The sequence below is a fragment of the Tolypothrix tenuis PCC 7101 genome (genome assembly GCF_963874875.1).
In the GTDB taxonomy this organism is placed as follows: domain Bacteria; phylum Cyanobacteriota; class Cyanobacteriia; order Cyanobacteriales; family Nostocaceae; genus Aulosira; species Aulosira tenue.
In genome coordinates this window covers 8,326,528-8,342,664 of sequence record NZ_CAWNJS010000001.1, presented here as the reverse complement: position 1 = coordinate 8,342,664, position 16,137 = coordinate 8,326,528, and the positions used below count along the sequence as shown (strand labels likewise).

General features: G+C 39.8%; 11 protein-coding genes and 1 pseudogene. 9 read left to right on the top strand and 3 right to left on the bottom strand.

Translation table 11 applies throughout. The features are described 5' to 3' along the window. Positions 1 to 500 precede the first annotated feature (500 nt). The 5 genes and pseudogenes from AACU25_RS32825 to xisF all read left to right on the top strand — a co-directional run bounded on the left by AACU25_RS32825 (position 501) and on the right by xisF (position 4,360). Positions 501 to 1,001 (top strand): DUF2231 domain-containing protein, encoded by a 501-nt coding sequence (locus AACU25_RS32825; protein WP_096582877.1) that lies wholly within the window; start codon positions 501 to 503, stop codon positions 999 to 1,001. Next, entirely contained in the window at positions 998 to 1,603 is a 606-nt protein-coding gene (locus AACU25_RS32820) for a DUF2231 domain-containing protein (protein ID WP_096582875.1), read from the top strand. Before AACU25_RS32825 ends, AACU25_RS32820 begins: the two co-directional genes overlap by 4 nt. A gap of 92 nt (positions 1,604 to 1,695) precedes the next feature. Then, positions 1,696 to 2,622 carry a cytochrome c oxidase subunit II gene (locus AACU25_RS32815; protein ID WP_096582873.1) on the top strand — a complete coding sequence of 309 codons (927 nt, stop codon included), beginning with the start codon at positions 1,696 to 1,698 and terminating at the stop codon, positions 2,620 to 2,622. Positions 2,623 to 2,636: 14 nt separating this feature from the next. Beyond that, positions 2,637 to 2,927: pseudogene (locus AACU25_RS32810) on the top strand (cbb3-type cytochrome c oxidase subunit I); the annotation flags it as partial. A gap of 56 nt (positions 2,928 to 2,983) precedes the next feature. Further along, a complete protein-coding gene (gene xisF / locus AACU25_RS32805; protein ID WP_096582871.1) occupies positions 2,984 to 4,360 on the top strand; it encodes a fdxN element excision recombinase XisF in 1,377 nt (458 codons plus the stop codon). Here the strand turns inward: xisF and AACU25_RS32800 are convergent. After that, positions 4,313 to 4,612, bottom strand: a complete 300-nt coding sequence (locus tag AACU25_RS32800) for a hypothetical protein (protein ID WP_190445669.1) — start codon at positions 4,610 to 4,612, stop codon at positions 4,313 to 4,315. The genes xisF and AACU25_RS32800 overlap by 48 nt on opposite strands. A gap of 160 nt (positions 4,613 to 4,772) precedes the next feature. Next, complete coding sequence (locus AACU25_RS32795) at positions 4,773 to 4,973, bottom strand: hypothetical protein (protein ID WP_190445670.1); 201 nt, start codon at positions 4,971 to 4,973, stop codon at positions 4,773 to 4,775. A gap of 135 nt (positions 4,974 to 5,108) precedes the next feature. On the opposite strand from AACU25_RS32795, the gene AACU25_RS32790 reads away from it, so the two are divergent. The 4 genes from AACU25_RS32790 to AACU25_RS32775 all read left to right on the top strand — a co-directional run bounded on the left by AACU25_RS32790 (position 5,109) and on the right by AACU25_RS32775 (position 14,812). Continuing rightward, positions 5,109 to 6,230: a fatty acid desaturase gene (locus tag AACU25_RS32790; RefSeq protein WP_096584373.1), complete on the top strand. Its 1,122-nt coding sequence runs from the start codon at positions 5,109 to 5,111 to the stop codon at positions 6,228 to 6,230. A 436-nt stretch (positions 6,231 to 6,666) separates the two neighbouring features. After that, entirely contained in the window at positions 6,667 to 10,137 is a 3,471-nt protein-coding gene (locus tag AACU25_RS32785; protein WP_096584370.1) for a helicase-related protein, read from the top strand. 41 nt (positions 10,138 to 10,178) lie between these two features. Continuing rightward, entirely contained in the window at positions 10,179 to 10,748 is a 570-nt protein-coding gene (locus AACU25_RS32780; RefSeq protein WP_096582869.1) for a Uma2 family endonuclease, read from the top strand. A 497-nt stretch (positions 10,749 to 11,245) separates the two neighbouring features. Continuing rightward, positions 11,246 to 14,812, top strand: coding sequence for an Eco57I restriction-modification methylase domain-containing protein (locus tag AACU25_RS32775; RefSeq protein ID WP_096582867.1), 3,567 nt, complete (start codon positions 11,246 to 11,248; stop codon positions 14,810 to 14,812). A gap of 307 nt (positions 14,813 to 15,119) precedes the next feature. Here AACU25_RS32775 and AACU25_RS32770 read toward each other — a convergent pair whose 3' ends face one another. Then, positions 15,120 to 16,088, bottom strand: coding sequence for a TauD/TfdA dioxygenase family protein (locus tag AACU25_RS32770; RefSeq protein WP_096582865.1), 969 nt, complete (start codon positions 16,086 to 16,088; stop codon positions 15,120 to 15,122). Positions 16,089 to 16,137 lie beyond the last annotated feature (49 nt).

Here is a 16,137-nt window from a genome sequence, read left to right as displayed (position 1 = left end):
CTCCATTAGCTAGCTTTAGTAATTAAAATCACAAATTAATATTTAAAAATTGTCAGCTATTAACTAAAAATTGGTATGTTACATTTACGTTTTATAAAGCTGCTAAAATAGCTACGTTTTCAATAAAGTTTTTTTGCTAAAAACACTACTCCAAACTTTTTTATTTTGACTCTTTTGACAAGTACTAAAAAAATCCTTAAGCTAAAAGATAGCTTTAAGAAAGCAATGAGCAAACGGCGATTTTTTTGTTAAACATTAAGAGCCGTTATCTCAATATGCCACGATGAATCAATGAGTAAAAACTAAACTTCTGAATTTGTAATTGCACCCAACTCGCTCAAATTGTCTACCACAACCTTAATATTTAAACAACCGGATAGCGCCCCAACTATAATGTATTTCTATATTCCGGTGATGGGTAGATAATTTTTGGTGAAATTTCTTGGGTGTCAATTACAGAAGTTTGTTTGAGGTAAAGCCGATATGCCTAGGAGAATACCGTGTTTGATTATCTCACAAATTTAAACGACCACAATCTACCCTATCCAGATACGATTCATCCCATTGTGGTTCACTTCGTAATTGCAATGGTATTGTTTGCCTTTTGCTGTGATGTAATTGGCTATTTTACCCGCAACTCTCGGTTGTTTGAGGTAAGTTGGTGGAATATGTTGATTGCGACAATTTCTATCTTTGTCGCCATCATTTTCGGTCAATTTGAAGCAGGTTTAGCCAAACCCTACGAAGTTGCTAAATCTGTATTGAACGTACATACACTCATTGGCTGGTCGCTATCAGGAATTATTGCCGCGATTACAGCTTGGCGTTATGTAATTCGCGCCCGCGATCCCAAGCGCATCACATTTTATTATCTGGGAGCTGGGCTAATTTTGATAGCAATAGTTGGCTTGCAAGTATACCTAGGTGATGAACTGGTTTGGGTATATGGATTGCACACAGTACCAGTTGTAGAAGCACTCAAGGATAATATCTCGCCATGAACGCAGAATTAATTAACCAATTAGGCGACCAACTAGGCCCCAACGGCTTACCTTACAGTATTCCGCTTCATCCCAACTTAGTTCATCTCACCCTAGGCTTATTTATCATTGGGATTACCTTTGATATTGTTGGGGCATTGTTCCCGTTCCAAAAATGGGTATTCAAATTTTTCGCCATTTCTGTGGAACGTGACAACCTATTTGATGTTGGCTGGTACAACATGGTAGGGTCATCAGTAATTACCTGTTTTACAGTTGCTGCTGGCTTTTATGAGATGCTGTTAGCGCAACCACCAGCCGATGTCAAAAGTGCTTGGGGACTCCCAGCAATGGATACAATGATTTGGCATGGTGTTGGTGGAGTGCTGTTATTAACCATCATCATCGGTATGACTGTCTGGAGAGGATATCAGCGCTTTGTTACTCGCCGGGATGAAGAAAAACAAGTGCAATGGCGCTATCTCATCGCAGGTGTGACAGTCATGTTCATTATGTACCTCCACGGCACCTTAGGCGCACAATTAGCTGCTGAATTTGGTGTTCACAACACCGCAGATAGTTTGCTGCGATTGGGCAAAGACCTCAACACTATGTTCAATTAATCAGTATTAGTCATTTGTCATTTGTCCCTTGTCATTTGTGCAATGACTCATGACTGATACCAATACCCCATGCCCAACAATTACCACTGACTATGACAATCCAGAAGATTTTTAATATTGTGGCACTGATAATCGGTGCGATCGCCGTGACTGTTATGAGTCTCTGGATAGGTAAACAGTCCTATTCTTGGCTTCCTCCACAGGCGGCGGCTGAATCTCTACTCATTGATGATCTGATTAGCTTTTTAGTAACCCTGGGTGCGTTTATTTTTCTAGGTGTTACTGGCGTTTTGTTGTATTCTGTCCTCTTCCATCGTGCTGGCAAGAATGATTATAGTGATGGCCCAGCAATTGAGGGCAATATCACCCTAGAAGTTGTGTGGACAGCCATCCCCATTTTGCTAGTCTTTTGGATTGCAGCTTACAGCTACCAAATTTACGAACAAATGGGCATTCAAGGCCCAATGGAATTAGTGCATCTGCATAATCCGATGGGAATGGAATCGGCTTATGCAGCACCCAAAGATGAATCAGTTGAGGCTTTAGCTGAACCAGTAGAAAACATCGATGTGATTGCGAAACAATGGGCTTGGGTATTTCATTACCCCGAACGAGATGTTACTAGTACCGAACTACATCTACCAAGCGATCGCCGCATCCGGTTGGCACTAAAATCAGAAGATGTACTACATGGCTTCTATATCCCTGCATTCCGACTGAAGCAAGACATCATTCCCAACCACAATATTGACTTTGAGTTCACTCCCATTCGTCCTGGCAAATACCAACTGACCGACTCTCAATATAGTGGTACATACTTTGCCACCATGCACGCCAATGTAGTGGTTGAATCTCCCGAAGCATACCACCAATGGCTAGCCCAAGCTGCAACCCAAGCACCTACTCCCGCATACAATCAAGCAGCTGATGAGTATGCCCAAGCAACCAGTCAGTCAGGCAAAACCGGATGGGCTACAGTCGCACCTGAATCAGCACCTCTAGTCAATTATCCTGGTTGAAAGGAAACTCACCGATGACAAACATCTCTGTAAAAAACGTTAATCTCCCTAGTGAGGAACCTCACCACGAATCACCAGGGAATTGGAAAGAATACTTCAGCTTCAGCACTGACCACAAGGTCATTGGTATCCAATACCTCGTTACCGCATTCATCTTCTTTTTAGTCGGCGGTATCTTTGCAATGGTGATTCGGGGAGAACTGATTACACCCGAATCAGACCTAGTAGACCGCACTTTCTATAACGGGATGTTCACCATGCACGGCACTGTGATGCTGTTTTTGTGGACATTTCCTTCTTTGGTTGAACTAACAACGGACATTTTGTGCTAAACTGCTCTGACATTGAGTTTTAGAGCTTTATGCGGGTCGGTTACGTTAGAGTATCGAAATTTGAACAGCGCGACGCACTGACTCAGCAGACCGCCAGAATTGAAAAAGCTAGCTGTAGCTTGATTTTTTCTGACATCGAATCTGGGCGAAGCGACAGCCGGAAAAACTTCAACAAAATGCTCGCGATGTGCCGCGAAGGACAAATCAAAGAAATCGTTATCACTCGAATCGATAGATTGGGTAGGTCTGTGATGACCATCGCTAAAACAATAGCACTACTCGAAAAGTTGAATATCAAACTTGTTATCTTAGATGCCCCCGTAGAAGATGCGTCAAGCCCATTTGGGTGGTTTTCCCTCAATCAAATGGCAGGACTCGCCGAGTTTGAATCTCGGTTGTTACAGAGCAGAGTAAACCACGGATTAGAGCATTTTCGCGAACAAAACAAAGCTTATCAGCCACCGTTCGGGTTCGCTAGAGTTGACGGGAAATATGTTGCTGATCTGACTATACATCAGCCCAGTGGAAAAACTAATTGGGCAATAGCCCAGGAAATTATTCAATATTTTTTATCTGAAAAAACTTCGCTGCGAAATACTATTCAACACTTTATAAAAGAATTCAATATTCAGTTTTCCCCTCCAGGGCTACGCTCTTGGTTGTTGAACCCAGTGCTGCGAGGTCACACTAGGTATAACGTCAAATTTAATCGCGTTAACCCCGAAAAATGGGATATTCGAGAAAATACCCATCAGCCTTTGATCTCAAAAGAAGTTTACCAACAGATTGAAACTCGGCTTAGAGAAAATCAACGCTTGTGGGGTAGGAACTTTGAGGGTGCCACACAAACAGATATTGGCGCGCGTTTATTGTCTGGGCAAATTATCTGCGGTTCCTGCGGAGGGAAATGTTATGTCCATGATGCTAAGAGATCGATGGGATTGCGATGCAAACGTCGCAGGGTTTACGGCGAAACTGCTTGTAGCAATAGAACCGCAGTTTCACTCTTGAAGGTTGTCGATGCTGTTGACGCTGCCCTAACAACAAGAGCGATCAAACTCAGGGACTATGTTGTCAGCAACCAGCCATCGAACCAAGATACTCCGGAAATTATCGAGCTTAAATCTCGTCTTGAGGTACTGCGAAAACTCCCCAGAGATTCGATCATTGAAGAAGCAATCGACCGAACAGTAGTCAAGATTCAGCAACTTCAGCAACAAAACATTCAATTCGCTTTTGTTGGGGCAAGTTTGCAAAAAGAGTTGATAGACAGTTTCGGTGATGTTGAGTTCCTTGAGGTCATGCCAGATGAAACCAAGAAGGATTTGTACAAAAAATTTGTCAAGGAAGTAAAAGTTCTAAACGGCAATGTCATCGCCGTGTTGTTGGTTGAGATACTGCGGTAGCAACTCTGGGTTTGTCATGATCATTTTTTTTGTTGCTTTATCTACATTCAACGGCTTCACCAAACGAAATAATATAGCTAGCCTTAGCAGTTTTTCGGATAGAGTTTCGTTCTTCCTTGGAATGTAGCGAGACACATCAAATTCGGTTTTTCTTTGAGACATGATTTCTCTGTGGCGTTCTCTTTTTAGATTAGTTTGTCGGCTGAAAATTTCTGTTACGAGCGATGCCAAAGGCTGGCTGCGCCTACGCATTTGGCAAATGGTGGGTTGATCGCAATTGCTGAAATGATACGCACGCTTATTGAAGACGGATAGATTCTATCTGTCTTTTACGTTATTCAATGACTTGCAATTCCCCCTGACTGCTTGGTTATTTTGGGCGATCGCAATTTCAATTCTTGCACTTGTTCGCTTAAGCTGACCAATACAGTTCCGGTTTTTGGTGTATCCTCACAATCGTACCCTTCCAATTGTAGGAAGCTTGTTCTTTCTTCAGTGCAAGAGATGCGATCGCCTCAACCCACAACGACAGCAAAGCGAGTAATTTGGTTAGCTCTGGCTCTGCGGTTTGACAAATTGGTTCTTGGCTACAATCTAAAATCTCGTTTTTCAAGCCCTCAGTTTTAGGAGACTTAACAGCAGAGTGTTATTGTGGCTTTGCAGCTTCAGGATGGGATCTGTGATATTGTTCTGCATTGAATCTGCAATGTTCAGTTTTGCACTAGCCGCTAGGAGAAAGTTTTATTTAATGGAAACCGCAGTGAAAAAGTCAGATTTTGTCCTGACTCCTTACATGAACAGCAGCGACTTGCGGGCAACTTATCAAATCCTGAATACGGTTGTGCCTTATATAGTTTTATGGTTTTTAGCACACAAAGCAGCAGCTATTTGTTTTTGGTTGCTTGTGCCTACTATAGTTTTGATGACGCTGTTTTCAGCGCGTTGTTTTTCTTTAATGCATGATTGCGGACACTATTCACTGTTTCGTTCAAAAAGGGTTAATCAAATTATCGGTTTTATTCTGGGGGTAATCAACGCGATCCCTCAATATCAGTGGTCAAGAGGACATGCCTATCACCACAAAACCAACGGTGATTGGCAACGCTATCGCGGTCCTAGTGCATTAATCTCTACTGAGGAGTTTGCTCGTCTGAGCCCATCTGCCCAAAGGCGTTATGAACTACTGAGGCACCCATTGATGATCTTTCCTGGAGGTTTTTTCTATGTCGCGATTAAGCCAAGACTCGCCCTGATTGCAGGAACATACGATTTTATCACTCATCTACTGACTTGCTTGCAGCAAGATCCTGCTATGGATTTACCTCGAATCATCTCCTCTCATAAGTCTAGAAATTGGTATACTGCGGCTGAGTTTTGGCATCTGTTGTTCAACAACATTTGTGTAGTCGGCAGCTGGATTTTCCTGGGGTATTTACTTGGATTTGGTTTTTTCGTGAGCGTTTACTCAATCACGCTAACTGGTGCTGGGGCAATCCTCATCTGCGTCTTCTTTGTTCAGCACAACTTTGATGGCTCTTACGCCCACAAAACTGAAGGGTGGGACTATCTCGAAGGAGCAATTAAGGGCAGCAGTTATCTGGAGTTACCCACGGTTTTAAAGTGGTTTTCCGCCGATATCGGCTACCATAACATTCATCATCTTTGTGACAGAATCCCCAATTACAACCTCCAAGCTTGCCACAATCAAAATATTCACCTGCTTAGGAGTGCAAAAAAGCTGCGAATGGTAGATATTCCTGATTGCTTCAAATACATTCTGTGGGATTGTCCCTCCAATCGCCTTACGTCGATAGCATCGTTTCGTCAAGCTGCACAATCCATCGACCTAGAGAGAGCCAACCAGGCGTGAAAAAGCAGGGAAGCAGAGGAGAAAAACCACACCACTTGCGGGTGGGGCTTCAACCAAGGAAGCGAGGAAGCCATCGTCCACAAGAGGCGTTAGCGTAGCGGGACGAAGTACGGCTTTGAACCTTATCTTTTTCGTAAAGAATACCGTTGTTTCAAACAACGGGAGCAGCCCAATTTGGCAAACATCAAAAAATAAAGATTATTCGCGAGTAAATATCGCGAATAATCTGGTGCCAAATTGCCAAAAAGGAGTTTCTCTAGCCGCCGGATTCAAGCTTAGTGCAGTTAAATCTTAGGTGAAAGTACAGGCAGTGTAAGCAGTTGAGCCAATGCATGGTTTTAGGCTATTTACTCATCTGGTACAAACAATTCCAAGATCTTATACTCATAGAAAACTACCATTAAACCACCAAAAATTTCCAACAGAGTATGAAATCATGCCACGCATCTTTGACAACATCGACTTACAACTGCTACCGATTTTGCGGGATACCCTCAAAATATCTTATCGGGCTGATTTTTGCGTGGGTTATTTTAACCTCAGAGGCTGGCGCAAGCTTGATGATTTAATCGAACAGTATGTGGGTGGAGAAACTTCTTGTTGTCGGTTGTTAGTGGGGATGCAAGGTTTACCCAGCGATGAGGTGCATACGGCATTTACGTTGGGTGCAGGGGAGGGTAAGCTCGATAATAGCACTATTATTCGTCTCAAAAAAAAGATAGCGGCGGAGTTTCGCCAACAGCTTACTATAGGTGCGCCAACAGACGATCATGAAGTGGGGTTACGTCGCTTAAGTCGTCAACTAAAAACGAAGAAATTAGTTATTAAATTATTTTTAGCCCATCCCCTCCATGCTAAGTTATACCTCGTTCATCGTCATGACCCCAATAGTCCGATAGTTGGGTTTTTAGGTAGTAGTAATTTGACTTTGGCAGGGTTGAGAAAACAAGGGGAATTAAATGTTGATATTTTAGACCATGATGCAACGAATAAACTGCAAAAGTGGTTTGAAGACCGTTGGAAAGATTACGGCTGTATCGATATTTCTAAAGAGCTTGCAGAAATAATTGATAATAGTTGGGCAAGAGAAGAATTAATTCCCCCTTATCATATTTACTTGAAGATTGCTTATCATTTATCCCATGAAGCGATCGCCGGAATTTCCGAATTCCGAATTCCTCGTGAATTTAATAATTTGTTTGATTTCCAAAAAGCTGCCGTACAGCTAGCAGCGCGTCATGTCACTCGCCGTGGTGGGGTAATTGTTGGTGATGTGGTGGGGCTAGGTAAAACATTAGTTGGAACAGCTTTAGCAAAAATCTTACAAGAAGATTGTTTTTGGGAAACCTTAATTATCTGTCCAAAAAACTTAACTTTGATGTGGCAGGACTATGTCGATGATTATCGGCTTTATGCTAAGGTGATGCCCATTAGTAAAGTCCAAAATTTATTACCAGAATTGCGTCGCTATCGGGTTGTATTAATAGATGAAAGTCATAACTTACGCAATCGCGAAGGTAAAAGATATCGGGCGATCGCCGAATATATCGCAGCCAATGAAAGCAAATGTATTTTACTTTCGGCAACACCATATAATAAAACTTATCTTGACCTTTCTGCTCAATTAAGATTATTTGTTCCTGAAGACCAGGATTTGGGTTTTAGACCAGAAGCTTTAATTAATGAATTGGGTGGCGGTTCCTTAGGCGAATTGCAATTTATTAGAAAGCATCAATGTTCTGTTAAATCTCTTGCTGCTTTTGAAAAAAGCGAACATCCCGACGATTGGCGAGAATTGATGAAACGCTATATGGTGCGGCGGACTCGTTCATTTATTAAAGATAATTATGCCAAATCAGACCTCAATTCTGCTTCTCTTACTCAAGATAAACAAAAAGTAATACGCAAATATTTAGAGTTTCCCGATGGGAGACGTTCTTATTTTCCCGACCGTTTACCGCGCACTATTAAATTTACTTTAGATACTGCTAATGACTCCTATTCTGGTCTTTATTCAGAAGCAGTAATTGAAGTAATTAATCAATTAAATTTACCCCGTTATGGATTGGGTAATTATGTAGTTGCAAAACCTAAACAACCACCCACAGATGCAGAACAGCGCCAAATTAGTGGCTTATTTCGTGGGGGACGGAGGTTGATGGGTTTTTCCCGCACTAATTTATTTAAACGCTTAGAAAGTAGTGGTTCTGCTTTTATTCAATCAATTGAACGTCACATTTTACGGAATTTTATTTATTTATATGCTTTAGAAAACGCGCTTGATATCCCTATTGGTACTCAAGATGCAGAATTATTAGATACGAGGAATAATGATGAGGATGCTGATTCAGTTACAGCAAGTTTATTTGATGTGGAAATAGAAGAAGATGACCTCACCTCCTCACCCGATTCTCCGCCAGCAGAGAAGGGAGAAAAAGCCGGAGAAGAAATTCTCTCCTCGCCAGCAGGGATGGGGTCAACCGAAAAAGTTTTTAGACAACAAGCAGAGTCAATTTATCAGGAATATACTACCCGATATCAACGTCGCTTCAAGTGGTTGCGTTCGTCATTATTTGATATTAAAAAACTCAATAAAGATTTATTAGCCGATGCGAAAGCACTAATTAATATATTACAAAATATTGGTAAATGGAATTCTCAAACAGATGAAAAATTGATAGCCTTAATCAATCTGTTAACAAAAACTCACCCTGGTGAAAAGGTATTAATTTTCACACAATTTGCAGATTCGGTACGCTACATAACAGATAACTTACAGGCAAAAAATATTACCAAAGTAGCAGGAGTAACCGGGAGATCGCAATATCCTACGGAACTGACGGGAAGATTTAGCCCTGTGAGTAATAATCAGCGAGATAGGGTATCATCAACAGATGAATTACGTATATTAATCGCCACAGATATTTTAAGTGAAGGTCATAATTTACAAGATTGTGCAATTATCGTCAATTGGGATTTACCTTGGGCAATTATTCGATTAATTCAAAGGGCTGGACGGGTTGATCGGATTGGACAAAATGCTGATAAAATTCTCTGTTATTCTTTTCTTCCTGCTGAAGGTGTGGAACGGATTATTAATTTGCGGGGAAGACTCAAGCAAAGATTGCAAGAAAATGCCGAAGTTGTAGGAACTGATGAGGCATTTTTTGAGGATGATGATGCACAAGTAATTTTGGATTTATATAATGAGAAATCGGGTATTTTAGATGGGGATGAGGATACAGAAGTTGACTTAACATCAGAAGCATTTCAAATTTGGAAAAAAGCAACAGATGATAATCCAGGGTTGAAAAAAACTATCGAAGAAATGCCGAATGTGGTTTATTCTACTCGTGAACATACACCTCAACCAGTGCAACCGGAAGGGGTATTAATGTATATGAAAACCACTGAGGGTAATGATGCTTTAATTTACGTTGATCGCAATGGTAATAGTGTTACTCAATCGCAACTAGCTGTGTTAAAAATGGCAGCTTGTGATGAAGCTACACCAGCAATAGCTAAAGATAAACAACATCACGAGCTAGTTAAAAAAGGTGCCCAATTGCTGGCTGAGGAAGAAAAAAATATGGGTGGTCAATTGGGTAGACCATCGGGTGCAAGATTCCGTAGTTACGAACGATTGAAAAGTTATGCACAGGAGATGAAGGGTACTTTATTTGTAACTGAGGAACTATTAAAAGCGATTGATGATATTTATCGTTACCCATTAAGACAGTCGGCGATTGATACTTTAAATCGGCAATTAAAAAGCGGTATTAGTATTCAGCAATTAGCAGAATTAGTAGTTGCTTTGCGGATGGATGATCGCTTGTGTATTGTCAGCGAAGAAATTGAGAAAAGGGAACCTCAAATCATTTGTTCTTTAGGATTGTTTGAGGGATAGCAACATATCGTACAATAATTATAGGGATTGGGTAATTAATTATGACATTATCATCTCACTTATCCTCAAATTTTTCCCTAGAAGATTTTTTGAAATTACCGGAAACTCAACCAGCCAGCCAATATATTGATAGTCAAATTTACCAAAAACCCATGCCCCAGGGAGAACACAGTACCTTACAAAGCTTTTTGGTGACTAGTATTAATGAGATTGGCAAACCACAAAAGTTAGCTTACGCATTTCCAGAGTTACGCTGCACATTTGGGGGGATGTCGTTAGTTCCAGATGTTGCTATTTTTGAGTGGTCACGTATTCCTTTACGTCAAAATGGCAGAATTGCCAACAAATTTGAAATTCCTCCTGATTGGATTATTGAAGTTCTTTCTCCAGAACAATCTGCTAACCGGGTTATTCGTAAAATCACATTTTCTATCCAAAATGGTGCAAAGCTAGGTTGGTTTCTTGACTCTGATGATGAATCAATAATGGTTTTTCAGCCCAATCAATTACCAGAAATAAAACAAGGAAAAGATATTTTACCTGTCCTCAGCGTATTAGGAAATTGGCAATTATCTGTAGAGGATGTCTTTGGCTGTTTGAGCTTTAGTTAAAAAATTGTGCGGCAGCTTGCTGCATAAATACTTACAAAATAATTATCTTGCGATCGCATTCCTTATATAACCATAAATAAACACGCAAAAGCGCGTATTGATTTTATCTTTTATTTCAGTGTTACTGAGGCTATCTTTAGCTTTTCCTAAGTAATTATCTATAGTTCTCTAAAGCCTTATTAGATAAGCTTTTAAGCTTTTATTAGGTTGATAAACTGAGATTTAATTAAAAAAATATTTTTATACTGCCAAATTTTAACCGCAAATATACTGCTAATTGCGTTATATGCTCATATAAAAACGTGTGATTTAGCAGTATTAAGACTGAGCCTTTTAGTAGTGAAAAAGGTTATCAAAGTATCAGTATTATTCCATTTTTATAAAGAAATCCTTATTTATTAAGGGTCGTGGCTCCAAGATTTTGGTCTATGGGCATATTTTTTATGCTCGTTTTTTACTACACAAAATTCTATTTTTATCTGCCAGGGTAGTATATCATGACACTTAATTTTCAACAAACACGAGAATTATTACATAAATTTCAATTTCAGGATTTGTTTATCCAACAATTGGGTTGGTCAGATTCTTCGCAGAAAAAAGCTGTACACTTGGAAATTGAAGAAAAAACTTACCAATACCAGCGAATTGCTGAGAGTTCTGGTGTAGCTATTTTTGAAGTTACAGCAGCAGATGGTAATATTCCTGATGCAAAAATTCGGGCTGAAATTCACAAAGAAGTTACTAATTTAATCGCTGAAAATCTGTTGATATTTATTGATAGTCAGCGTACTCGAAGTCTTTGGTATTGGGTGAAGCGAGAACGTAGAGACGCGATTAATCGCGTCTTTACAGTTCGTGAGCCTTTGTACGTCAAGGGTCAACCGGGAGACTTATTTTTAAGTAAGCTCGGTTCTTTAGTTATTGATATTACTGAACTCGAAGATGATAATCTTTCGGTTGTAGAAATTGCACGTCGTCTTCAAGATGCATTTGATGTAGAACCTGTAACCAAGAAATTTTATAAAGAGTTTCAAGAAGAACATAAGCAGTTTTTACAGCATATAAAAGGAATCAACAACGAGGCTGATAAACGTTGGTATGCATCGGTAATTTTCAATCGGATGATGTTCGTTTATTTCCTCCAACGTAAGAGTTTTCTGGATAACGGAGATTTAAATTATTTACAAAATCGGCTCAACCAAAGTAAAGATAAAGGTGAGAATCTTTTTTATAGTAGTTTTCTGAAAGTTTTATTTTTTGACAGTTTTGCTACACCAGAAGAAGACCGTGACCCATCAGTAGAAAAGTTGGTCGGGGTGATTAAATACCTCAATGGTGGATTATTCCTTCAACATCGCATTGAACAAGAAAATAATATTTCAATTCCTGATATAGCATTTGAAAAAGTTTTAGAGTTATTTGCTAAATATTCTTGGAACTTAGATGATACACCAGAAGGTAAAGACGACGAAATATCGCCGGACGTTTTAGGCTACATACTGGAAAAATACGTCAATCAAAAAGCATTTGGTGCTTATTATACTCGTCCGCAAATCACTGAATATATTTGTGATAGAACGATTCATAAACTCATTTTAGACCGCGTTAATGATTCTTTATCTGATAAGTATAGACCTTTTGAAGATTATAACGAACTGATATTTAAACTAGATGCAAATATCTGTCGTTTATTAATTAATGATATTCTGCCAAAATTATCAATTCTTGACCCTGCTTGCGGTTCGGGTGCATTTCTTGTGGCGGCGATGAAAACACTTATCCTAGTTTACGGTGCAGTAATTGGGATGATTGATGTCATAGGAGATGCAAGTTTAAAGCAACAAATTAAAGATATTCGAGACAGACATCAATCTATATCTTATTACTTAAAAAAACGGATTGTTACTGATAATCTCTATGGGGTTGACATCATGGAGGAAGCGACAGAAATTGCTAAACTTCGCTTATTTTTAGCTTTGGTGTCTTCTGCTCATGATGTGAATCAATTAGAACCATTGCCTAATATTGATTTTAATATTATGGCGGGTAATTCGCTGATTGGATTGATGAAAGTTGATGCAACTGTATTTGATAAAGTTCAAATAACAGCGAAAGCTAAAGCACGGGGATACAAACAAGAAAATCCCGATTTGCAATTAAGTTTATTCCAATCTAGTTCTTATTATACATATCAGTCAATTTTAGAGGAGAAGAATAAGTCAATTGAATTGTATAAAAAACACGCTTTCATCCCTGGAAAGGAGAAAGTTGGGGGTTTAGATGAAGGAACACATCAAGATAAAAGACTTTTATTGTTGCGTGCATCTATTGATGAGATAAATAATAAGTCACAAGAAAAATTAAATGTTTTACTTTTGGATGAGTTTAGCACGCGCTTAGGTATTAAATATGAGGAAGTTCAGTTAACTGGTAAACCAAAGAAGCGGGTTTTAAATGTTGATGATATTGCTGCGTTGAAGCCTTTTCACTGGGGTTATCACTTTGATAAGGTTTTGGGAAGGGGTGGGTTTGACGCGATTATAACTAATCCACCTTGGGAAATTTTTAAGCCCCAGGCGAAAGAATTCTTCGCACAGCATAATGAACTAGTGACGAAGAATAAGATGGATATTAAGGTTTTTGAAAAAGAACAGAAAATACTTTTAGAAAATCCTGAAGTTGCAGCAGCTTGGTTAGAATATCAAAGCCAATATCCTCATATAAGTGCTTATTTTCGTTCATCTGAACAGTACAAAAATCAGATTTCTGTTGTGAATGGGAAGAAAGCTGGAACGGATATTAATCTCTACAAATTATTTCTCGAACAGTGCTTTAACCTTTTGCGTCCAAATGGTGAGTGTGGAATTGTAATTCCTAGCGGTATTTATACTGACTTAGGTGCTAAACAACTACGAGAAATGTTGTTTAATCAAACAAATATTACAGGTTTATTCTGCTTTGAAAATCGCAAAACAATTTTTGAAGAAGTTGATAGTCGTTTTAAATTTGTTGTACTTACCTTTGTGAAGGGTGGAAAAACAACAGAATTTCCATCTGCTTTTATGCGTCATGATGTACAGGAACTTCAAATGTTCCCAAGTAATGAGAGTTTGCCAATTACCATTGATCTGGTACGGAAACTATCACCTGATAGTTTAGGAATAGTTGAATTTGCGAATAATTATGATTTCTCAATAGCAGAAAAAGTTTCTAAATATCCACTTTTAGGTCAAAAGCTAAATAACTGTTGGAATATTAGTTTACAAAGCGAATTTCACATGACCAATGATAGCTATCTCTTTTGCAAAGATAGCAAACCTGGAATGATGCCTTTATATGAAGGCAAAATGATTCACCAATTTAACCACCAGTTTGAAAAACCACGCTACTGGATTGTTGAAAAAGAAGGAAGAGCAGCTGTACTTGGAAGAAAACAAGATAAAGGACAAAAAGTTGACTATCAAAGTTATCGACTTGGTTTTCGCAAAATTGCGAGGAATACAGATGCAAGAACAATGATTTCCTCAATAATTCCTCCTAATTTCCATGCCGAAAGTTTTCAATCTGTTCGTACATATGACTATGAAGGAAATCGTCAAATCAACTATGATGTAATGCTTTATGTTGGCGGAGTTTGGAATAGCTTTGTTTTAGATTATTTACTACGTCTAAGAGTAACTGCTAATGTAAATTTTTTTTACGTTTACCAACTACCTATCCCACGTTTAACAGAAGGTGGCAAATACTTCAACGAAATTGTACAACGCGCAGCCAAACTCATCTGCACCACGCCAGAATTTGACGAACTAGCACAAGAAGTTGGACTCGATTCCCACACCAACGGAGTCACCGACGAAAGCGAAAGAGCCAAACTCCGCGCAGAACTCGACGGAATTATAGCTCACCTCTACGGTTTAACCGAAGCAGAATTTGCATACATCCTTACCACATTCCCCATCGTTCCCGAACAAGTCAAACAAGATGCATTAACAGCATATCAGGACTTTGCACCTCTAACAGGTGACGCAGATATTGTGGGTTATTTATCGCACATACGCTCGTAATTCCCAGATTTGTACAGCGCTCTTTTGTAGATCAAAAACTTTGGCGATCGCCTGCCTGAGAAACATTGCGATCGCCTTTTATCCAAATTGACTGGAGACTTTCATTATGACCCATACAACGCAGATACAGCAGTATGGACATTGCATAGTAGATGACCTCAATTAATCCCTCTATTATGCAACGCCATAATTTATTCTCCAGAGATTTAGGTTATGCAAAGTTACCCTTGTAGAGCTACAAGGGCTCATGTCTGCGTTCATCATTACTGAGTATTTTTAAATTTACTCAGCAATCATGACTCAAAACTTAGTTTGATGAAAGTGCTGGTTGTGCTGCCACAGACCCAGCTTTTTGCTTGAATACACTTGGTACTTCAGCGCTGAAGGCTTCACCATGAACCACTTCGGAACGAGAACCATCAACACCTACAGGAACATCACCTGTGATGGTGGTGCGATAAAGCAGACGTTCCACATCCAAATGATCCAAATCTTGTGGAGCTAAATGCACCGTGGCGCGGTTGTCCCAGAAAGCTATATCACCACTGTTCCAACGGAAGCGGGTAGTATAGGCAGGTTTAGTGACTTGCTTAAAGAACAACTCTAGCAAATACTTGCTCTCGTCTGGGGAGACATTCACAATGCGGGAGACGAAGCCAGGGTTAACAAACAAAGCACGTTCACCAGTTTCAGGATGAACTCTGACGACTGGGTGAATGGAAACTAGGGGATTAACCGCAATGCGCTCATTAAATTTGTTGTCGCGGGTTTCATATCCCCTCCCATTGAAGCGATGTTCCGCTTTTAGTGTGTCTGCTAAATCGCGTAATGGTGCAGATAGTCCTTCATAGGCAGCAACCAGGTTACTCCACTGGGTATCACCACCAAAACTAGGAACAGTCACTGCGCGTAAAACTGATGCGGCTGGTGGGTTAATGGCTGCTGTAACATCTGTGTGCCAAGGGCCGCCAGTGCGGAAACCATACTGGCGTTCATAAAGCTTACGGTCTACAGGTTTGAGTTGAGGAAATCCGGGAACTGGTTCTGGTTCTCCCAAGGGATGAGCGAAAGTCACTTCGCCAAAACGAGATGTGAACTCGACCTGGGCAGCATGATCGATGTTCTGATTACGAAAGAATAAGACTTTCCACTTTAATAATGCTTTACGAATTTCTTGGACTTGCTCGTCAGAAAGAGAGCGGGAAAGGTCTACACCACCAATTTCTGCACCGATGTAACCAGCTACTTGTTTAACTTCTATATGTTTATAGCCCATGAAGATTCTCCAGAATTTTATCTGTCAGGAGGTGTTCACACTCGCCGAT